The organism is Enterobacter sp. UPMP2052, assembly GCF_053709675.1.
Genome location: NZ_JBSKJR010000004.1, coordinates 250,943 through 271,024 on the forward strand (window position 1 = coordinate 250,943; position 20,082 = coordinate 271,024).

A 20,082-nucleotide genomic window follows, 5' to 3' on the forward strand; every position below is an offset into this window, starting at 1 on the left:
ATTCCGCTCAAAAAACACGGTAAGAAAGGGGATTGGGTGTGAGGGGGGGATTCCTCTTTTGCACAGGTTTACCCTCACCCTAACCCTCTCCCACAGGGAGAGGGAACCGTGCACCCTCTCCCTGTGGGAGAGGGCTGGGGTGAGGGGGATTACTTAGATATCAATATTCGCCGCTTTCAGGGCATTCTCTTCGATAAAGGCACGGCGTGGTTCAACCGCATCGCCCATCAGGGTCGTGAACAGCTGGTCCGCTGCAATCGCGTCCTTCACGGTTACGCGCAGCATGCGACGGCTTTCCGGATCCATGGTGGTTTCCCACAGCTGCTCCGGGTTCATCTCGCCCAGACCTTTATAACGCTGGATTGCCAGGCCACGACGGGACTCTTTCACCAGCCATTCCAGCGCCTGCTCGAAGCTGGCAACCGGCTGACGACGTTCGCCACGTTCAATGAACGCATCGTCTTCGATCAGACCGCGCAGCTTTTCGCCGAGGGTGCAGAGACGGCGGTATTCCGGCCCGGTCACAAACTCGTGCTCCAGCGGATAATCGGTGTCGACACCGTGGGTACGCACGCGGATAACCGGCTCGAACTGCTGATCAGCGTTCTGCTGAACATCGCATTTCCACATGCTACCGTGCTGTTCGTTCTCGTTCAGCTCGCTCACCAGGCTGTTTACCCAGCGGGACACGGTCTGTTCGTCGCTCAGATCCGCTTCGGTCAGCGTAGGTTGATACACCAGCGCTTTCAGCAGCGTTTTCGGATAACGACGCTCCATGCGGACAATCATTTTCTGAGCTGCGTTGAACTCGGAGACCAGACGCTCCAGCGGCTCGCCTGCCAGCGCTGGTGCGCTGGAGTTGGCGTGCAGGGTCGCACCATCAAGCGCGATCGCGATTTGGTACTGATCCATCGCTTCGTCGTCTTTAATGTACTGTTCCTGTTTGCCTTTCTTCACTTTGTACAGCGGTGGCTGTGCAATGTAGACGTGACCACGTTCAACGATTTCCGGCATCTGACGGTAGAAGAAGGTCAACAGCAGCGTACGAATGTGCGAGCCGTCGACGTCCGCATCGGTCATGATGATGATGCTGTGATAGCGCAGCTTGTCCGGGTTGTACTCGTCACGGCCAATGCCGCAGCCGAGCGCGGTGATAAGCGTCGCCACTTCCTGAGAAGAGAGCATCTTGTCGAAGCGCGCTTTCTCCACGTTGAGGATTTTACCCTTCAGCGGCAGGATCGCCTGGTTCTTACGGTTACGGCCCTGCTTCGCAGAACCGCCCGCGGAGTCCCCTTCCACCAGGTACAGTTCAGACAGCGCCGGGTCGCGTTCCTGACAGTCCGCCAGTTTGCCCGGCAGGCCTGCTAAGTCCAGCGCACCCTTACGGCGCGTCATTTCGCGGGCTTTACGCGCCGCTTCACGGGCACGTGCCGCATCGATAATTTTGCCGACCACGATTTTCGCGTCGGACGGGTTTTCCAGCAGGTATTCGCTCAGCAGTTCGTTCATCTGCTGCTCAACCGCCGATTTCACCTCAGAAGAGACCAGTTTGTCTTTGGTCTGCGAGGAGAACTTCGGATCCGGCACCTTCACGGAGACAACGGCAATCAGGCCTTCACGGGCATCGTCACCGGTGGCGCTGACTTTCGCTTTCTTGCTGTAGCCTTCTTTGTCCATGTAAGCGTTCAGGGTACGGGTCATCGCCGCGCGGAAGCCCGCCAGGTGCGTACCGCCGTCACGCTGTGGAATGTTGTTGGTGAAGCAGTAGATGTTTTCCTGGAAACCGTCGTTCCACTGCAGCGCCACTTCCACGCCAATGCCGTCTTTCTCGGTAGAGAAGTAGAAGATATTCGGGTGAATTGGCGTTTTGTTCTTGTTCAGATACTCAACGAACGCCCTGATGCCGCCTTCGTAGTGGAAGTGGTCTTCTTTGCCGTCGCGTTTGTCTTTCAGGCGGATAGACACGCCGGAGTTCAGGAATGACAGCTCGCGCAGGCGTTTCGCCAGGATATCGTATTCAAATTCGGTGACGTTGGTGAAGGTTTCGTGGCTTGGCCAGAAGCGTACCAGGGTACCGGTTTTGTCGGTATCACCGGTAACAGCCAGCGGTGCCTGCGGCACGCCGTGGGTATAAACCTGGCGGTGAATTTTACCTTCGCGCTGGATAACCAGCTCCAACTTCTGCGACAGGGCGTTTACAACGGAGACGCCAACGCCATGCAGACCGCCGGAAACTTTATAGGAGTTATCATCGAATTTACCGCCTGCGTGCAGAACGGTCATGATGACTTCCGCAGCAGATACGCCCTCTTCCGGGTGAATACCGGTTGGGATGCCACGACCATCATCGGTGACGGATACGGAGTTGTCCGCATGGATCGTCACCACGATGTCTTTACAGTGACCCGCGAGCGCTTCGTCGATAGCGTTATCTACCACCTCGAATACCATGTGGTGCAGACCGGTGCCGTCATCCGTATCGCCGATATACATACCAGGGCGCTTACGCACCGCATCCAGCCCTTTCAGGACTTTGATACTGGAGGAGTCATAAGAATTCGACATCAACGTTTCTCGCTCATTTAAACTTGGGTTAATCCGTTATTTTACCCTTTTCCACGGTAAACATCTTCGAATTTTCGTCCGACATGTCTATAACGTGTTCAGCGCTAATGGCACTGACGAAAACCTGCGACTGCGTGGCTTTTAAGCGGCTGGCAAGCAGCCCGCGCCGCGCGTCGTCAAGTTCCGAGGCAAAATCATCTATCAGATACAGGCAGCGTCGCCCGCTCTCGCGGGTAAGAAACTCCCCCTGCGCCAGGCGCAGCGCGCACATCAGCAGCTTAAGCTGCCCGCGCGACAAGGTATCTTCGACCGGCGCACCGTCTGCACGTATGCGAAAATCCGCTTTGTGCGGGCCGTGCGCAGTGTAGGTCAGCATGCGATCGCGCTCGAAACTTCTTTCCAGCACGTCGGCATAATCCGTCTCTTTCTCCCAGCCGCGCTGGAAGGAGAAGGTAAGAGAAAACTCGGGTAAAAATTGTTTGCAGGTATCAGCCATGTCTTCGGCGATCCCTGCACTGTATTCGGCACGCCAGCGGCTGATTTGTTCCGCAAGAGGAATGAGTTCTAAATCCCACGGACGCAGCTGGGCATAGCGCGTGACCTGACGCAACGCGGCGTTGCGCTGCTTAAGCAGACGCTTCAGGTTGCTCCAGGCGTTAAAGAAACCGGCTTCATTGTGAAAGCATCCCCAGTCGAGGAAGGCTCTTCTGTATTTGGGGCCGCCGTTGAGTAAAGTAAACCCCTCCGGCGTGATCAGCTGCATCGGCATTAACAGCGCCAGCTCGGCGACCTTGTGGCCGTCGGTACCGTCGATGCGCACCTTGCTGTCGCCCTGCTTATCTTTGCTCAGGCCGATGGCGGTTTCCCGCTCCGCGCCCTGTAAACGCCCGTGCAGAACAAAGGATTCCTGTTCGTGGCGAATGACGCGACCAATCTGCAAACTGCGAAACGCCCGGCCATGGCCGAGCGTATAGATGGCTTCCAGCACGCTGGTTTTGCCGCTGCCGTTCGCGCCAACCAGGAAATTAAAGCCAGGGGATAAAGCGAGATCCGCGCTTTCGATATTGCGAAAGTCGCGGATCAACAGACGGGTGAGCGACATTACAGTCTCATTGGCATAACAACATAAGCCGCGCTTTGGCTGGCCGCATCTTCAATCTGTACGCTCGACACGGAGTCGGTCAGCAGAATGCGAACGTTCTCGCACTTCAGCGCATTCAGCACGTCCAGCACGTAGCTGACGTTAAAGCCGATTTCCATCTCAGCCCCGGCGTAGGTGACGTCCAGAATCTCTTCTGCTTCTTCCTGCTCCGGGTTGTTGGCGGTGATTTTGATCTGGTTTTCGCTCACATACAGACGCACGCCGCGGAACTTCTCGTTAGAGAGGATGGCCGCACGCGCGAACGCCTGCTTGAGGATATCGCAGCCCGCTTCCAGCGTTTTGTCCGGGTTCTTCGGTAATACGCGGCGATAATCCGGGAAACGACCGTCAACCAGCTTCGAGGTAAAGACAAAATCACCCACGTGTGCGCGGATGTTGTTGCTGCCGATCTGCACGCGCAGCGGGGTTTCGCCGCCGTCGAGCATACGCATCAGTTCAATCACGCCTTTACGCGGCACGATCACCGAATGGTTTGGCAGTGAATCGCCAATCGGCATGGAGCAGACCGCCAGACGGTGTCCGTCGGTGGCGACGGTACGCAGCTCTTCGCCTTCGGTTTCGAACAGCATGCCGTTTAAGTAGTAGCGAACGTCCTGATGGGCCATGGAGAACTGCGTGGCTTCAATCAGACGCTTCATCGTTGCCTGCGGCAGGGTGAATTCAACTTCGCTCTGCCAGTCGTCCAGGTTTGGGAAGTCCGCAGCGGGCAGGGTGGAGAGCGAGAAACGACTGCGGCCAGAGCGCACCAGCATGCGGTCGCCCTCCAGCTGCACGGCGATTTCAGCGCCTTCCGGCAGGCCGCGGCAGATATCGAAGAATTTACGTGCCGGAACAGTGGTCGCGCCCGCGTTATGCGGCTGAGTCAGCGTAACGCGCGCGATCATTTCCATTTCCAGGTCCGTGCCGGTCAGCGACAGCGTACCGTCCGCGACCTGAAGCAGCAGGTTTCCAAGGATAGGCAGCGTTGGGCGACCACCTAATGGGCCACTCACCTGTTGCAGCGGTTTTAATAAATGTTCACGTTCAACGGTAAATTTCATAGCGTCACGATGATAGAGTTCTGATTAAATTGGAAAAATCTTCTTTTATGTCGTGGCTTTCTTCACGCAGCTGCTCAATCTTGCGGCAGGCGTGCAGCACGGTCGTGTGGTCACGGCCACCAAACGCATCGCCGATCTCCGGCAGACTGTGGTTGGTTAACTCTTTTGCCAGCGCCATCGCCATCTGACGCGGACGCGCCACCGATCGGGAACGACGTTTAGACAGCAAATCTGCCACTTTGATTTTGTAATACTCGGCCACCGTCTTCTGAATATTATCGATGGTGACGAGTTTTTCCTGCAAGGCCAGCAGATCGCGCAGCGCTTCACGCACGAAATCGATGGTGATAGCGCGGCCGGTAAAGTTGGCATTAGCGATGACGCGGTTCAGTGCCCCTTCCAGCTCGCGCACGTTGGAGCGCAGGCGCTTGGCAATAAAGAAGGCCACTTCGCCCGGCAGACGAATGTCGTTCTCGTCCGCTTTTTTCATCAGGATCGCAACGCGGGTTTCCAGCTCTGGCGGTTCGATCGCCACGGTCAGGCCCCAGCCGAAGCGGGATTTCAGACGATCTTCAACGCCGTTGATCTCTTTGGGATAACGATCCGAAGTCAAAATGATCTGCTGATTACCTTCCAGCAGTGCGTTGAAGGTGTGGAAAAACTCTTCCTGGGATCGTTCTTTATTGGCGAAGAACTGAATGTCATCGATAAGCAGGGCGTCAACGGAACGGTAGTAGCGTTTAAACTCTTCGATCGCATTGTTTTGCAGGGCTTTTACCATGTCCTGAACGAAGCGCTCGGAGTGCATATACACCACTTTCGCATTGGGCTTGCGCGCCACGATGCCGTTGCCGACAGCGTGCAGAAGGTGCGTTTTACCCAGACCCGTGCCGCCGTAGAGAAACAGCGGGTTATAGGCGCCGCCAGGGTTGTCTGCTACCTGCCGTGCCGCAGCGCGTGCCAGCTGGTTTGATTTACCTTCAACGAAGTTATCAAACGTATGCTTCACGTTCACGTTAGAGCGGTAGGTCTGCTCGGCCGGTGCGGGAACATTGTCCCAGCCCGAACGGGTCGAAGGGAGAACGCGCGGTGCCGGTGCGGGAGTCACCTGAGCAGGTGCCGCAACATTCACGGTTTCGCGAACGGTTTGGGTAACCGGTTTTGTCCCCACTTCAAAGCGCAGTTGTGGGACATCAGAGCCGCAGAAATCATTCAGCAAGCCGTTGATGTTGTTCAGGTACTTATCTCTTACCCAATCGAGCACGAAACGGTTTGGCGCGTACAAAGCCAGCGTGTTATCGCTCAGTTCCGCCTGCAACGGGCGGATCCACATACTGAATTCTGTGGCTGGTAACTCATCCTGCAATCGGGCAAGACATTGCTGCCAAAGCGAAAGTGACACGGCGGACTCCACTCGAACAATAAAAGAAAACTATTGAATATTCATGATTGTTGACACACATCGACAAGACCCGATGTAGAAGGGTGATGTGTGAATTGCTGTCTGCAATTTTCCCCGATCGGGCCACTGGGATCCCGATCAGGACCGCGGATCATAGCGTAAACTGAGCCAGAGATCTTCTGTTTCTCACAGATTCTTCCCGATTTATCCACAGGATGATCCGAAACCGGGTAAGTGTAATCGATCCTGGCGTGGGACCCCACGATTTAGCCCGCATATTGGAAAATTTAATGAGCACAGATAATTTTCTGCTTAAATGATCTAACGAAGATCCGGGACGATCCTTGCGCTTTGTTGATGAGCCCGTATAATCCTCGACCCGGCGCGTGATGGTCATCTTCCTGCGTCGTCCGCTGCTCATTTTCCACGCGAAAACGTGCGGAAATACGCGGGAAATAAGGAAAGAGAATTGACTCCGGAGTGTACAATTATTACAATCCGGCCTCTTTAATCACCCACGCTGAGGCGTTAGTCGTTCGATATTCGTTCGGGTATACGCGAAAGTCAGTGAATTTATTCAAGTTTAGGTAGAAATCGCCATGAAACGCACTTTTCAACCGTCTGTACTGAAGCGCAACCGTTCTCACGGCTTCCGTGCTCGTATGGCTACTAAAAATGGTCGTCAGGTTCTGGCACGTCGTCGTGCTAAAGGCCGTTCTCGTCTGACCGTTTCCAAGTAATAAAGCTAACCCCTGAGTGGTTAAGCTAGCATTTCCCAGGGAGTTACGTTTGTTAACTCCCACTCATTTCACTTTCGTCTTCCAGCAGCCACAACGGGCTGGCACGCCGCAAATCACCATCCTCGGCCGCCAAAATTCGCTGGGGCATCCCCGCATCGGTCTCACTGTCGCCAAGAAAAACGTTAAGCGTGCGCATGAACGCAACCGGATTAAACGTCTGACGCGTGAAAGCTTCCGTTTACGTCAACACGAACTGCCTTCTATGGATTTCGTGGTGGTGGCTAAAAAAGGGGTTGCCGACCTCGATAACCGTGCTCTCTCGGAAGCGTTGGAAAAATTATGGCGCCGCCATTGTCGCCTGGCTCGCGGGTCCTGATAGCCCTTATAAGGGTCTATCAGCGCCTGATTAGTCCGCTACTCGGGCCGCACTGCCGTTTCACACCGACGTGCTCAAGCTACGGAATTGAGGCCTTGCGCAGGTTTGGAGTGATAAAAGGCAGTTGGTTGACGGTGAAACGCGTATTAAAATGCCACCCTTTACACCCCGGTGGAGACGACCCCGTCCCCCCAGGACCATTTGATACCAGAGAACACTAACGATGGATTCGCAACGCAATCTTCTTATCATCGCTTTGTTGTTCGTGTCTTTCATGATCTGGCAGGCTTGGGAGCAGGATAAAAATCCTCAACCTCAGCAGCAGACCACGCAGACCACGACCACCGCAGCGGGTAGCGCCGCCGACCAGGGCGTACCGGCCAGTGGCCAGGGGAAACAGATTACGGTTAAGACCGATGTGCTTGAGCTGACTATCAACACCCGTGGTGGTGATGTTGAGCAGGCGCTGCTGTTGACCTACCCGAAAGAGCTGAAGTCTACTGAACCGTTCCAGTTACTGGAAACCACGCCTGAGTTTATCTACCAGGCTCAAAGCGGCCTGACCGGTCGTGATGGCCCGGATAACCCGGCTAACGGTGCGCGTCCGCTGTATAACGTCGACAGTGATACCTTTGTCCTGGCTGATGGTCAGAACGAAATCGCCATCCCGATGACCTATACTGACGCGGCAGGCAACACCTTCACCAAAACCTTCACCCTGAAACGCGGTGAATATGCGGTGAACGTGGGCTACAGCGTACAGAACGCCGGTGAAAAACCGCTGGAACTGTCGACCTTTGGTCAGCTGAAGCAGTCCATCAATCTGCCGTCTCACCGTGACACCGGAAGCAGCAACTTTGCGTTGCATACCTTCCGTGGCGCGGCGTACTCCACGCCAGATACCAAGTATGAGAAATACAAATTCGACACCATTGCCGATAACGAAAACCTGAACGTCAGTTCTAAAGGCGGCTGGGTAGCGATGCTGCAGCAGTATTTCGCGACGGCGTGGGTACCGAATAACGACGGCACCAACAACTTCTACACCGCGAACCTCGGCAACGGTATTGCAGCCATCGGCTACAAATCTCAGCCGGTTCTGGTTCAGCCGGGTCAAACCGGTAAGCTGGCAAGCACCCTGTGGGTCGGCCCGGAAATCCAGGACAAAATGGCTGCCGTGGCACCGCACCTGGATCTGACCGTCGATTACGGTTGGTTGTGGTTCATCTCTCAGCCGCTGTTTAAGCTGCTGAAGTTTATCCACAGCTTCCTGGGCAACTGGGGCTTCTCGATCATCGTTATCACCTTCATCGTTCGTGGCATCATGTACCCGCTGACTAAAGCGCAGTACACCTCCATGGCGAAGATGCGTATGCTGCAGCCGAAGATTGCGGCGATGCGTGAGCGTCTGGGCGATGACAAACAGCGTCAGAGCCAGGAGATGATGGCCCTGTACAAAGCAGAGAAAGTGAACCCGCTGGGCGGCTGCTTCCCGCTGCTGATTCAGATGCCAATCTTCCTTGCGCTGTACTACATGCTGATGGGTTCCGTTGAACTGCGCCACGCGCCGTTCGCTCTGTGGATCCATGACCTGTCTGCACAGGACCCGTACTACATCCTGCCGATCCTGATGGGCGTAACGATGTTCTTCATCCAGAAGATGTCGCCGACCACCGTGACCGATCCGATGCAGCAGAAGATCATGACCTTTATGCCGGTCATCTTCACCGTGTTCTTCCTGTGGTTCCCGTCAGGTCTGGTGCTGTACTATATCGTCAGCAACCTGGTGACCATCATCCAGCAGCAGCTGATTTACCGTGGTCTGGAAAAACGTGGCCTGCATAGCCGCGAAAAGAAAAAGTCCTGATTCGGTTGAAGGCCGGATAAGGCGAAGCCGCCATCCGGCAAACGGAACGAAAACAAAAGGCGGTCACATGACCGCCTTTTTTATTGCAACAAAATAGAGACCAACCATGAGCCATAACGACACTATCGTCGCCCAGGCAACCCCACCGGGACGCGGTGGTGTTGGCATTCTGCGTATCTCCGGCCTGAAGGCGCGTGAGGTAGCCGAAGCGGTGCTGGGTAAGCTGCCAAAGCCGCGCTACGCTGATTATCTGCCGTTTAAAGACAGTGACGGCACGCCGCTGGATCAGGGCATTGCACTGTGGTTCCCCGGCCCGAACTCCTTTACCGGGGAAGATGTGCTTGAGCTACAGGGCCACGGCGGCCCGGTGATCCTCGACCTGCTGTTAAAACGTATTCTGACCTTGCCGGGCCTGCGCATTGCGAAGCCGGGCGAGTTCTCCGAGCGCGCCTTTCTGAACGACAAGCTTGATCTGGCCCAGGCCGAGGCGATTGCCGACCTGATTGACGCCAGCTCTGAACAGGCGGCCCGCTCTGCGCTGAACTCCCTTCAGGGGGCGTTTTCCGCGCGCGTGAACCACCTTGTGGAAGCCCTGACGCACCTCAGGATCTACGTCGAAGCGGCCATCGACTTCCCGGATGAGGAGATCGACTTCCTCTCTGACGGCAAAATCGAAGCCCAGCTTAACGAGGTGATGAAGGATCTCGACGCGGTACGCGCCGAAGCGCGTCAGGGCAGCCTGCTGCGTGAAGGGATGAAGGTGGTCATCGCTGGACGCCCCAACGCCGGCAAATCGAGCCTGCTGAACGCCCTGGCGGGCCGTGAAGCGGCGATCGTCACCGACATCGCCGGCACCACGCGCGACGTGCTGCGCGAGCATATCCATATCGACGGAATGCCGCTGCACATCATCGATACGGCCGGTCTGCGCGACGCCAGCGATGAGGTCGAACGAATTGGTATCGAACGCGCCTGGCAGGAGATCGAGCAGGCCGACCGCGTGCTGTTTATGGTGGATGGCACCACCACCGACGCCGTTGACCCGGCGGATATCTGGCCGGACTTTATCGCCCGCCTGCCTGCCAAACTGCCGATCACCGTAGTGCGTAACAAAGCGGATGTTACCGGCGAAACGCTGGGCATCAGCGATGTAAATGGCCACTCACTTATTCGCCTGTCGGCGCGTACCGGCGAAGGCGTGGACGACCTGCGCAACCATCTCAAGCAGAGCATGGGCTTTGATACCAGCATGGAAGGCGGCTTCCTGGCACGTCGTCGTCACCTGCAGGCGCTGGAAGAGGCGGCCAATCACCTTGTTCAGGGTAAAGCGCAGCTGATCGGCGCGTGGGCAGGAGAACTGCTGGCGGAGGAGCTGCGTCTGGCGCAGCAGAACCTGAGCGAGATCACCGGGGAGTTCACGTCGGACGATCTGCTGGGAAGGATTTTCTCGAGCTTCTGTATTGGTAAGTAAGTTTTAGTCCATTCTCGTCCGTGAACGTTCACTAACCCGCATTAACTGCATGTCAATGCGGGTTTTTACTTTCTAAATTAGTGCGGGTACATCCGCGATTTTTGTGTTCTTGATTGTGCCCATGCTATCAATCCCGCTTGGAAAAAATCGCAAGAAAAACTCAAACAAAATGACCCGACAACGGTAAAAGCGTTCGGCAAACACTGGCTAACCGATATTGTTGAAAAAAGTAACCGCAACCCACGCAACATCACTCACGTTATCGAGAAGAACATCATTCCCATCATCGGGAAGTTGGAACTGGAAGAACTCACAACCGCCCATATTCAGGTCGTGCTCGATCGTATCAAGCAACGAGGTTCCGATCACGTCGCGCTGCTGACGCGAAACGTGCTTAAACGCATGCTGGCCTATGCGGTTTCCAGGGGAATGATCTTCAACAACCCGGCAGCCGCTCTCGGGGCCCGTTCTATCGCATATGCAACGAGCCGTGACGTGGCGCTAACCGCAGAAGAGATCGGCATCCTGTTACGGGGGGATCTACACCTCTAACATGAACCGACGCCACAAGCTGGCTCTGCACCTGCTGATCATCTGCATGGTGCGTAAATCGGAGTTGATTGAAGCGACATGGAATGAGGTTAACTTCAACGCGCTGGAAAGGCGTATCCCCGGCGAAAGAATGAAGATGGATACCCCGCATATTGTTCCGCTGTCAAAACAGGCGCTGGCGATGTTCGCAGAGCTAAAATTCCTGGTCGGAGATTCTCCATACGTCTTCACCAGCCGAAACGACTACCGACGCCCGATCTCCAAAACAACGCTGAACTGCGCGGTGCGTACGCTGGATCTCAACGTCAGGGATTTTGTTATTCATGACTTTTGGTGTACTGCCAGCACATTGCTACATGAGCAGGGCTACAACTCCGATTGGGTAGAGAAATGCCTGACGCACAAGATCGGCGGCGTTCGCGGCGTTTACAACCGTGCACAGTACCTGAATCAGCGCAGGAAGATGCTTCAATCCTGGGCGGACTTTGTTGATGCGCAGATTGAGGAGGAGTGGAAGGTGGTTATCGGGAAGTTTGGGAAGGCTTATGAGGTCAAATAAGAAAAATGGGGCATTATTACAAATTGATTTAAATAGTTAAGTACCCTACATTTGATACTTCAACAAGCTGCATAAAGCCACAAAAACTGGAATAAACTATATAATTCAATTAATTACAATAAGTTAGTTACAAATAAAAAGGAATAATAATGTGACAAAAGTTAGCTAATAAGTTATCATCATAATTGTTATATAACTCACTGAAAGTAACTAATAATATGAGAGATAGTTACCATTAAGTATAAACATTGTGAGGATAGATGTGCTAAATCCTACGCAACTCTCAGCGCTATCAAGGATGTTTTCTTCGTCAGTGATTTCCGAGATAGCAAAAAAAGGTCAGTCACCTCTTTTTTCAAGGTTACTGTCTGAGGCATCTGTTTTCGAATTTGATGACGCAGATAATGTAACTATTGGTGATGCCTTTGATACAGCATTTTCTTTGCTCAGACGCTCAGGTTTGAGAAACGAGTATGTCTATCGTTCTGCGTTAATTCGAAATGTATTATTAGGCCGTCATTCTTTGCGTACCGCCAGTATGCTTACTGAATTTAGAATTGGCTCAAGCAAAGCAGATATGGTTATTCTTAACGGTTGTGGAACTGTATACGAAATAAAATCAGATAGAGATTCGCTTGCCAGACTTGAGAGCCAAATTGAGAATTATAGAAAAGCATTCAGTAAGATCTACGTCATTGCAGGAACTGCACATATCCAAGATATCTTGGAAAAAACATCAGAAGACGTAGGGGTGATGAGTTTGGTTCGATGGAATAGAATTAGTATTGTACGAGAAGCAAAAGAGAATACTGATTATATTTGCACTGTAACTATTTTTGATTCACTAAGACTTAGCGAAGCTATTGATATCCTAAATGAGTTAAATATTGACATTCCCGATCTACCCAACACATTGATGCGTAATGCAATAAGAGGTATTTTTACCAAACTAAATCCAATTGATGTACAGAACTGCATGATAAAAACTTTAAAAAGGACGCGTAATCTTGCTCCATTAAGTACTTTAATTGCAAACTTACCAAGTGCATTGCAAAGTATAGCCTTAATGGTTCAGTTACGTAGTAAGGATCGAGATCGCTTAGTTGAGACGTTGAATAAACCTCTTAATGAAGCATTTAAATGGGTTTAAAAACTTATGTACTATCCATATTTTAGAGGTAAGCAGTTTGAGTTAATAGCGATTCGTGAGACAGCAGAGACGATGGCTCAGGCAGGTTTCATTCCAATTATTGAACCAGTTAAAGAAACCCTGAATGGATTAGAAAAAACACTAAAAGCTATCTGTGAAGCTAAAGGTAAAGCTATTGTAATAGTAAATCCTTCATATGGTGACCATTCAACAAATGGGCATAATATCTCGCAATTATTGAAAGATAGTTTTCATGGACATGAAAACATTTTTGCAGGGATATTATTAAATGAAGGGATGGATGAAGAAGATATAATAGTGTTGCTTGATGAACATGCCGAACATCAACCTTGTTTCATCCACTCTGGATTTTCTGAGCCCCGCTCTTTATCAGAAAAAACAAATGGTCGAGTATCCAAACATATCTTCTTAGAACTTTACTGCGGTAAACTCTATAGGAAACATTTTAACGGCTGCGAAAGAATTTTAATTCGCGATGGTTTTAAAAAGAGAAAAAATGCTGATTATCCTCCTATTGAAGAGTTTTCAGATCTTCATATAACCTTCGGGGAAGAAGGAATGGATGGATTTGGCGATTTTTTAATCGTTGGGGATGACTATACTGAAGGTGGTGGTCCGGCATATGCGGTAGCAATACATCTCACGTTCTTAGAATCTAAAAAAGAAAATGTTATGTATATTTATCACTTTGTTTCAACAACAAGAGATACACCAACAGACCCTGCGGGGAAATTCGGTCAGGCACTTGAAAAACTCATTACAACAATAAATGAGAATAATTCTCCTGTATTGGAGACCTCAGCTATTTTAGAATTTCGAGCGTTGCATACAAAAGGCCATTTCCCTGGATTGGGTACCGTCAAAAAACTCTCAATGAGGCACCATGTTGAAACATTAGCTAATTATTTTAGGGGCTAGAAATGATTAGAATGTGTTGTGCTGAATGTTTCAATGATATCGGATTGCGAAATAATATAATCCCTACATTGATGCCACAAAAAGGAAACTGTTCTTTTTGTAATAGTCAAGATGTTGATATTATTGATCCTAAACTCTTGTTGGATTATTTTGAACTGCTGATAAATATTTATGAAATAAATCATGAAGGGAAAAATCTTGTTGAATGGCTAAAAGAAGATTGGTGCTTATTTTCCCATCCAAAAATGGACAATGCTCATGCTAAAGAGTTATTGGGAGAAATTCTCGATGACGGAGATATAGTACGAAAGAACTTCTCTCCCTCCGAAAATTATAAAAGCACAGGCCTTGCGCAATGGGATACATTACGAGATGAAATTCTTCACAAAAACAGATACTTCCTTGATGAAAAAATTGACACTCAAAGATTACAGGAATTACTCAACCATTTAAAAGCATTTAATATCCCGCGAATATGGTTTAGAGCAAGGATAAATCAAACTGATACTCCATATAAAATTGAAGATATGGGAGCACCTCCAAGTCGGTATGCTAGTCATGGACGAGCGAACCCAACAGGCATTCCATATCTATATTTAGGGTCAATGCCAGATACAGCGATCTCTGAGATTAGACCACATACAGGTGAAATAGCAACAGTAGCTGAGTTTGAAATACCAGAAGAACTAATTATTGTTGATTTAAGAGAGCCGAGAAAACATGTTTCTCCTTTTGTTCTATCTGATGCACAAGAAATAGGAAAAATGCGGGCAGACATACCTTTTCTAGAAAAATTAGGAGAGGAATTAACTCGTCCTGTGTTACCTCGAAGTGCTGCCATTGATTATATCCCCAGTCAATATTTATGCGAGTTCATTAAGAAAATCGGTTTTCATGGTGTAATTTACAGGAGTTCTGTAAGTGAAGGAATAAACTTAGCTTTATTCGATCCAACATTAGCAACGCCTATTTCAACATCACAATATGACGTTTCTCGCGTAAGTGTTGAAGTACAAGAAAAGCAGTTATAATGGATTTTCAAAAGCTGATGCCAGTAATATTAATTTAAATTTATTATTGGCATTACAATTTTTCCTGCCATTGTAAAGATTAACTTTATTGCAATTTAGAATTTTCAAATCCTACAAACAATTTCCCCCAGCTTTCTCCCTTCCCACGCTCTACCCTATCCCCAACTAATAGCAGTACCCCTAATAGCTTCCTGTACTAAGACGAACTGCGACCTGTAAGAAGCGCCTTTGGCAGTCAGCCCCCCCGGTCAGCCAGGGAACGAAGCGTGGTCTGAAACTGACCTCGTGTCTCGATACAGGTGACCACACACTTTATCGCTACCCTGTTGCAAGCGTAGCGACAGACAGAACGCTGTAGAGAAGTCGGACGGCATTGCCGAAGGCTTTGCGTCCGTACTTCCTGCTGAATGTGCAAAACGCGGCGTCACTTTTAAGAGCGTAAGCGAGTGAAAGTGACGCCAGCACACAGATCAGCTTCAACCCAGCTACTGCCTGCAAATTCACTGCAACAAACAGGCTGACACTCAAACAGATGTCAGAAATTCACTTACCAGAAGGAGAAACCAGCACTACCGAACCGATACAGGAGGACAGGTCATTTTACCTGTGGGGAAATACCTGCCTGAGCAGGCGGCTGCATTCGTGCATCACCGTACCCCGTCATACCTCATCCGCGCATTCTCCGGCGCACCGGGGAACATTTAGTGATAGTACGGCGGCAAGAAGGATGTACGCCACGTACGCTACAGCACGAGATGGTCTCCCGGCGCATCGGTCTGGGCAACAATGCCAGTCGGGTAGGTATGCACTGGCCTTAACGTCAGAATGCTGAGCATCAACGCTGTCTGGTTGTGACAAGAATTTGATAAAAAAAAACTTATGTTTAATCGGGGAGGATAATTGTTTAGCTGAGTCGCTAAAAATCGCCCCCTTCGTAAGCCCTTTTTCTGGCAAATTCTCTTCAACTTAAACGACAACCTCTCTTTCAGACAGTGTTATCGGATTATTAATTGTCCAGTAAATATCGTCTATTTTATACCCAGTTGTTTCAGGTATTCGCGCCCCGTTTCTGATACACGATAACAGTCCATACCAGCAGGAGACTGGGGGATAATATCTACTAATCCAGCTTTAAAGAGATTATCCACAAGCCTTGCAACATGACCTGTACCTTCGATTTTCTTGATGGTCATAGCACGATCGAGATTGTACCAGGTCCAATTAACGTCTTCGTTGGAAGCTATAAGTTGAAGTATATTTAACTCTACATCATTTAACATAACGGGGCTTCCAAGGGGTAATTTTATCACCATTTTCAATCGGTTATCTAATGATTGGATATTTGAATGCTATCTGGTCTAAATTCAGTTTTATCCTTCCGAATCGTTTAAAGATTAAACAGCTATTTTCATCCCTTATTATCCTGTGGATATTGTCTCTTGCATGAGTAAAAATCAATCAGTCGTTCCTGTACCAAACAGAACGTTTTACTTAAAGTTCTGTATCAAGCACTACGTATTTCCTCTCAGGAAATCACCATTGTCCAAATGGCAACTCGCCTAAATCTCTTTCAGCCCCTATTCTGCTTGCCTGTGTTTAGGGGGGAGTTATGGCACGTTTTCTGTTTTGTAGCTTCGCGCTGGTTCTGCTTTATCCGTCAGGTATTGATATGTATCTGGTGGGGCTGCCGCACATCGCTCGCGATTTGAATGCCAGCGAAGCGCAGTTGCATATTGCGTTTTCGGCCTACCTGGCGGGGATGGCGTCGTCAATGGTGTTTGCCGGGCGCGTCGCTGATAAAGCGGGTCGTCAGCCCGTCGCCATTACAGGCGCGGTGATTTTTGCGCTGGCTTCTGTGCTGTGTTCACTGGCTCAGGACAGCACGCTGTTCCTTACGGGTCGCTTTATTCAGGGCATTGGCGCAGGCGGCTGCTACGTGGTGGCCTTTGCGATTTTGCGCGACACCTTAAGCGCCCAGCGCCGCGCCAGGGTACTTTCCATGATGAACGGGATCACCTGCATCATCCCGGTGCTGGCACCAGTGGTGGGCTACCTGATCATGCTGAAATTTCCGTGGCAGAGCCTTTTCTGGACGATGGCGACCATGGGGGCGCTGGTCTTTATCCTGTCGATCGCCGTGCTGAAAGAGACGCATCCCGGCGCGCAGAAGACAGGGCATACCGCGACGATTCACCCGTCAGAGAAACTGCTGAACCGCTTTTTCCTCAGTCGCCTGGCGATAACGACGTTAAGCGTGGCGGTGATCCTCACCTATGTAAACGTTTCCCCGGTATTGCTGATGGAGATCATGGGCTTCGAGCGCGGTGAATATTCGGTTGTGATGGCGCTGAACGCGGTGGTCAGCATGACCGTCTCTTTCTCGATGCCTTTCGCCCTTAATATCTTCCGCCAGCGCACGCTGATGCTGACCTCGCAGGTCGTATTCCTCGTGGCGGGTGTGATCCTGGCGACCACCAGCTTACCCGCGATGATGCTGGTGGGCATTACGCTTATCTGTGCCGGCTTCTCCACCGGATTTGGCGTGGCGATGAGCCAGGCGCTCGGTCCGTTCTCGCTGCGGGCCGGGGTGGCAAGCTCGGTGCTGGGCATTGCGCAGGTCTGCGGGTCGTCGCTGTGGATTTGGCTGGCGGCCATCATGGGGCTGAACGCGCTGAATATGCTGATCGGGGTACTGATTGGCTGTAGCATACTGTGCATTATTTTACTTTTAGCGACCCGGCCCGCAGCGCATTATGAAGAAGCCCCTCAGCAGTCTCGATCTTAACCTGTTGTTGTGCCTGCAGCTTTTGTTACAGGAGCGCAGCGTCACCAAGGCCGCAAAACGGATGAACGTGACGCCGTCGGCGGTGAGTAAATCGCTGGCGAAGCTGCGCGACTGGTTCGACGATCCGCTGTTCGTCAAAACCCCGCTGGGGCTGCTGCCCACGCCGCTGACCGTGAGCCTCGAGCAGGACCTGGCCGACTGGATGCAGATAGGCAACCAGATCCTCGATAAGTTTCATCACGACACGCCCGGCGGCCTGACGTTTGAGCTGGCGGCGGAAACGCCGCTAATGCTGATCCGGCTTAACGAGCTGCTGGCGCAGGTCAATCAGCGCTATCCCCAGGCCACAGTGAAGATGCGTCACTGGGATTACGACTCGCTGGACGCCATTACGCGCGGGGAAGTGGATCTGGGCTTTACCGGACGGGAAACGCACCCGCGCTCACGCGAACTGCTGAAGCTGATGCCGTGGTTTATCGATTACGAAATTCTGTTCAGCGATCGTCCGTGCGTCTATCTGCGGGACGATCATCCCGCGCTGGAGGAGGAGTGGAACCTGGAGACGTTCCTGCGCTACCCGCATATCAGCATTTTTTGGGAGCGCAGCGATACCTGGGCGCTGGACGAAGTGCTGCGCGAAATAGGCCGCGAGCGCAATATCGCCATGTGCTTGCCCGGGTTCGAACAGTCGATGTTTATGGCGGCACAGCCCGGCCATAACTACATCGCCACCGCACCGCATTATTGCCATCACTATAATCAGTACCACCAGCGCAAGCTGGTGAAGCTCCCCATTCCCGTTGATGACGCACAGGCGGAAAAGCTCACCGTGCCCTTCACTCTCATCTGGCATAAACGCAACAGCCACAATCCCAAAATCCTCTGGCTGCGCGAAACCATTAAAGCGCTTTATGGCGCTCCTCTGCGCTAAACGTCCCGATTTTGCCTAAGTAAATGTAAAGTTCGGTCCTAAGGCTTTTCTTAAAGCCATTTACTGATTAAAAGAAAGGCTAAGTTGAGCGATAATGATGTAACCGTTTAACCGACTACGACCATTATCAAGGAGCGAAAAATGGCTACGCATTTTGCACGTGGGACACTGACAGAAGGACGGCTTGTTTCGGCCCGCCTGTCGTCAGCGTGTCACCGTGAAGCACTGAAATTGCCGGAACATCGCAGGACGCGATATTTGGCCTCCAGAGCGCTTCTCGCAGAGCTGATGTTTATGCTGTACGGCACCATCGAACTGCCCGATATGATCACCCAACCCGAAGGCCGACCGGTCTTTGCTGACCCCGACCTCCCTCGTTTCTCCATCGCCTATGCGGGCAACATTATCGGCCTTGCGCTCACCACCGAAGGTGACTGTGGGCTGGATCTGGAGCTTCAGCGTGCCACGCGCGGTTTTCACGTTATTAACCCGCATGAGGATTACCCGCTCTCCAGCAATGAAAAGCTGTGGATCCGAAACCAAAACGATCCCATTGAGGCCAAATCCCAGCTCATCACCCTGCGTCAGAGCATCCGCAAGCTGTGTGGCTGTGCGTCTGATGATGCCAGCCTGCTGCAGCTTCTGCCTGGCTCAGGACGGCTGCGTGCGGCGAAAGCCACGCGGGTCGAAGCGCTCAGCGACGCAGAAGACGTGCTGATCTGGTCCATCGCCGTCACGCCAGCGATTGAACGGCTAAAAATCTGGGAATTTGATAGTTTACGCGGGTGGCACTGCCTTCCAGATGTGCCCGATCGCGCCAACGAACCCGCGGCGCGTCTGATGAGATTAACCAGTTTACCGGCAGAAAAAGCATTTACCCTTAGCTGATCCATTCAGGGTCATCATGATGAAACAGGAGTAATCATGTCTGATACGTTGAAAGTTGTTACGTTACTGGGAAGCCTGCGCAAAGGTTCATTTAACGGCATGGTTGCCCGCACGCTGCCGCAGCTGGCACCGGCGGGGATGGACATCACCGCACTGCCTTCTATTGGCGACATCCCGCTCTACGACGCCGACGTGCAGCAGGAAGAGGGTTTCCCGCAGAGCGTTGAGGCGCTGGCAGAGCAGATCCGCCAGGCCGACGGCGTCGTCATCGTTACGCCTGAATACAACTACTCGGTTCCCGGTGGCCTGAAGAACGCCATCGACTGGCTCTCTCGTTTACCGGAGCAACCGCTCGCGGGTAAACCGGTGCTGATTCAGACCAGCTCAATGGGCGCCATTGGCGGCGCGCGCTGCCAGTATCATCTGCGTCAGATCCTGGTGTTCCTGGATGCAATGGTGATGAACAAGCCGGAATTTATGGGCGGCGTGATTCAGAACAAGGTCGACCCGCAGACGGGTGAAGTGGTGGATCAGAGCACGCGTGACCATCTGTCTGGTCAGCTGACCGCGTTTGGGGATTATATTAAGCGGGTGAAAGCCTGATAAAAAAGCCCGGTGGCGCTT

General features: G+C 51.8%; 17 protein-coding genes and 2 pseudogenes. 14 read left to right on the forward strand and 5 right to left on the reverse strand.

The genetic code is table 11. The features are described from left to right. Nucleotides 1-153: 153 nt before the first annotated feature. The 4 genes from gyrB to dnaA are packed head-to-tail and all read right to left on the reverse strand — an operon-like array spanning nucleotide 154 to nucleotide 6,169. Nucleotides 154-2,565 (reverse strand): DNA topoisomerase (ATP-hydrolyzing) subunit B, encoded by a 2,412-nt coding sequence (gene gyrB / locus ACWKX3_RS14830; RefSeq protein WP_006177592.1) that lies wholly within the window; start codon nucleotides 2,563-2,565, stop codon nucleotides 154-156. Nucleotides 2,566-2,593: 28 nt separating this feature from the next. Next, nucleotides 2,594-3,667 carry a DNA replication/repair protein RecF gene (gene recF / locus ACWKX3_RS14835; RefSeq protein WP_454542025.1) on the reverse strand — a complete coding sequence of 358 codons (1,074 nt, stop codon included), beginning with the start codon at nucleotides 3,665-3,667 and terminating at the stop codon, nucleotides 2,594-2,596. Further along, entirely contained in the window at nucleotides 3,667-4,767 is a 1,101-nt protein-coding gene (gene dnaN, locus ACWKX3_RS14840) for a DNA polymerase III subunit beta (RefSeq protein ID WP_006177590.1), read from the reverse strand. The genes recF and dnaN overlap by 1 nt, the downstream gene beginning before the upstream one ends. A gap of 4 nt (nucleotides 4,768-4,771) precedes the next feature. Next, nucleotides 4,772-6,169, reverse strand: a complete 1,398-nt coding sequence (gene dnaA / locus ACWKX3_RS14845; protein WP_042321253.1) for a chromosomal replication initiator protein DnaA — start codon at nucleotides 6,167-6,169, stop codon at nucleotides 4,772-4,774. Nucleotides 6,170-6,489: 320 nt separating this feature from the next. Here dnaA and ACWKX3_RS14850 point away from each other — a divergent pair. From ACWKX3_RS14850 to ACWKX3_RS14895, 10 genes and pseudogenes are all read left to right on the forward strand, one after another. Continuing rightward, nucleotides 6,490-6,540, forward strand: a pseudogene (locus tag ACWKX3_RS14850) (hypothetical protein); the annotation flags it as partial. A gap of 228 nt (nucleotides 6,541-6,768) precedes the next feature. Continuing rightward, nucleotides 6,769-6,909, forward strand: a complete 141-nt coding sequence (gene rpmH / locus ACWKX3_RS14855; RefSeq protein WP_003849659.1) for a 50S ribosomal protein L34 — start codon at nucleotides 6,769-6,771, stop codon at nucleotides 6,907-6,909. Between the two features lie 16 nt (nucleotides 6,910-6,925). Further along, complete coding sequence (rnpA, locus tag ACWKX3_RS14860; RefSeq protein WP_003861126.1) at nucleotides 6,926-7,285, forward strand: ribonuclease P protein component; 360 nt, start codon at nucleotides 6,926-6,928, stop codon at nucleotides 7,283-7,285. Beyond that, the gene (yidD, locus tag ACWKX3_RS14865; RefSeq protein ID WP_001307474.1) at nucleotides 7,249-7,506 is read left to right on the forward strand and encodes a membrane protein insertion efficiency factor YidD; all 258 of its coding nucleotides are present in this window, start codon (nucleotides 7,249-7,251) and stop codon (nucleotides 7,504-7,506) included. The genes rnpA and yidD overlap by 37 nt, the downstream gene beginning before the upstream one ends. 2 nt (nucleotides 7,507-7,508) lie before the next feature. Continuing rightward, a complete protein-coding gene (gene yidC, locus ACWKX3_RS14870; RefSeq protein ID WP_006177585.1) occupies nucleotides 7,509-9,152 on the forward strand; it encodes a membrane protein insertase YidC in 1,644 nt (547 codons plus the stop codon). Nucleotides 9,153-9,258: 106 nt separating this feature from the next. After that, nucleotides 9,259-10,623 (forward strand): tRNA uridine-5-carboxymethylaminomethyl(34) synthesis GTPase MnmE, encoded by a 1,365-nt coding sequence (gene mnmE, locus ACWKX3_RS14875; RefSeq protein WP_006177584.1) that lies wholly within the window; start codon nucleotides 9,259-9,261, stop codon nucleotides 10,621-10,623. Nucleotides 10,624-10,740: 117 nt separating this feature from the next. Further along, nucleotides 10,741-11,734, forward strand: a pseudogene (locus ACWKX3_RS14880) (tyrosine-type recombinase/integrase); the annotation flags it as partial. A 262-nt stretch (nucleotides 11,735-11,996) separates the two neighbouring features. Then, complete coding sequence (locus tag ACWKX3_RS14885) at nucleotides 11,997-12,884, forward strand: sce7726 family protein (RefSeq protein ID WP_454542026.1); 888 nt, start codon at nucleotides 11,997-11,999, stop codon at nucleotides 12,882-12,884. Between the two features lie 6 nt (nucleotides 12,885-12,890). Then, complete coding sequence (locus ACWKX3_RS14890) at nucleotides 12,891-13,823, forward strand: sce7725 family protein (protein ID WP_454542027.1); 933 nt, start codon at nucleotides 12,891-12,893, stop codon at nucleotides 13,821-13,823. A gap of 2 nt (nucleotides 13,824-13,825) precedes the next feature. After that, the gene (locus ACWKX3_RS14895) at nucleotides 13,826-14,854 is read left to right on the forward strand and encodes an RES family NAD+ phosphorylase (RefSeq protein WP_454542028.1); all 1,029 of its coding nucleotides are present in this window, start codon (nucleotides 13,826-13,828) and stop codon (nucleotides 14,852-14,854) included. 1,028 nt (nucleotides 14,855-15,882) lie between these two features. On the opposite strand, the gene ACWKX3_RS14900 is transcribed toward ACWKX3_RS14895, so the two are convergent. Then, nucleotides 15,883-16,134: a hypothetical protein gene (locus tag ACWKX3_RS14900; protein ID WP_454542029.1), complete on the reverse strand. Its 252-nt coding sequence runs from the start codon at nucleotides 16,132-16,134 to the stop codon at nucleotides 15,883-15,885. 329 nt (nucleotides 16,135-16,463) lie between these two features. Between ACWKX3_RS14900 and ACWKX3_RS14905 the strand changes: the two genes are divergently transcribed. From ACWKX3_RS14905 to ACWKX3_RS14920, 4 genes are all read left to right on the forward strand, one after another. Beyond that, a complete protein-coding gene (locus tag ACWKX3_RS14905; RefSeq protein ID WP_006177581.1) occupies nucleotides 16,464-17,639 on the forward strand; it encodes an MFS transporter in 1,176 nt (391 codons plus the stop codon). Then, nucleotides 17,608-18,570, forward strand: coding sequence for an HTH-type transcriptional regulator YidZ (gene yidZ, locus ACWKX3_RS14910; RefSeq protein ID WP_006177580.1), 963 nt, complete (start codon nucleotides 17,608-17,610; stop codon nucleotides 18,568-18,570). The genes ACWKX3_RS14905 and yidZ overlap by 32 nt, the downstream gene beginning before the upstream one ends. 141 nt (nucleotides 18,571-18,711) lie before the next feature. Continuing rightward, nucleotides 18,712-19,458 carry a 4'-phosphopantetheinyl transferase family protein gene (locus ACWKX3_RS14915; RefSeq protein WP_102891917.1) on the forward strand — a complete coding sequence of 249 codons (747 nt, stop codon included), beginning with the start codon at nucleotides 18,712-18,714 and terminating at the stop codon, nucleotides 19,456-19,458. Nucleotides 19,459-19,494: 36 nt separating this feature from the next. Further along, nucleotides 19,495-20,061 carry an NADPH-dependent FMN reductase gene (locus tag ACWKX3_RS14920; RefSeq protein WP_006177578.1) on the forward strand — a complete coding sequence of 189 codons (567 nt, stop codon included), beginning with the start codon at nucleotides 19,495-19,497 and terminating at the stop codon, nucleotides 20,059-20,061. Nucleotides 20,062-20,082: the final 21 nt, after the last annotated feature.

What these genes read in the sequence shown, in the direction of transcription:
- ACWKX3_RS14920 (WP_006177578.1), top strand. Translation starts at nt 19,495, where the DNA reads ATGTCTGATACGTTGAAAGTTGTTACGTTACTGGGAAGCCTGCGCAAA.
- recF (WP_454542025.1), bottom strand. Translation starts at nt 3,667, where the DNA reads ATGTCGCTCACCCGTCTGTTGATCCGCGACTTTCGCAATATCGAAAGC.
- ACWKX3_RS14905 (WP_006177581.1), top strand. Translation starts at nt 16,464, where the DNA reads ATGGCACGTTTTCTGTTTTGTAGCTTCGCGCTGGTTCTGCTTTATCCG.
- ACWKX3_RS14900 (WP_454542029.1), bottom strand. Translation starts at nt 16,134, where the DNA reads ATGTTAAATGATGTAGAGTTAAATATACTTCAACTTATAGCTTCCAAC.
- yidD (WP_001307474.1), top strand. Translation starts at nt 7,249, where the DNA reads ATGGCGCCGCCATTGTCGCCTGGCTCGCGGGTCCTGATAGCCCTTATA.
- rpmH (WP_003849659.1), top strand. Translation starts at nt 6,769, where the DNA reads ATGAAACGCACTTTTCAACCGTCTGTACTGAAGCGCAACCGTTCTCAC.
- ACWKX3_RS14895 (WP_454542028.1), top strand. Translation starts at nt 13,826, where the DNA reads ATGATTAGAATGTGTTGTGCTGAATGTTTCAATGATATCGGATTGCGA.
- yidC (WP_006177585.1), top strand. Translation starts at nt 7,509, where the DNA reads ATGGATTCGCAACGCAATCTTCTTATCATCGCTTTGTTGTTCGTGTCT.
- gyrB (WP_006177592.1), bottom strand. Translation starts at nt 2,565, where the DNA reads ATGTCGAATTCTTATGACTCCTCCAGTATCAAAGTCCTGAAAGGGCTG.
- dnaN (WP_006177590.1), bottom strand. Translation starts at nt 4,767, where the DNA reads ATGAAATTTACCGTTGAACGTGAACATTTATTAAAACCGCTGCAACAG.
- mnmE (WP_006177584.1), top strand. Translation starts at nt 9,259, where the DNA reads ATGAGCCATAACGACACTATCGTCGCCCAGGCAACCCCACCGGGACGC.
- yidZ (WP_006177580.1), top strand. Translation starts at nt 17,608, where the DNA reads ATGAAGAAGCCCCTCAGCAGTCTCGATCTTAACCTGTTGTTGTGCCTG.
- ACWKX3_RS14890 (WP_454542027.1), top strand. Translation starts at nt 12,891, where the DNA reads ATGTACTATCCATATTTTAGAGGTAAGCAGTTTGAGTTAATAGCGATT.
- ACWKX3_RS14915 (WP_102891917.1), top strand. Translation starts at nt 18,712, where the DNA reads ATGGCTACGCATTTTGCACGTGGGACACTGACAGAAGGACGGCTTGTT.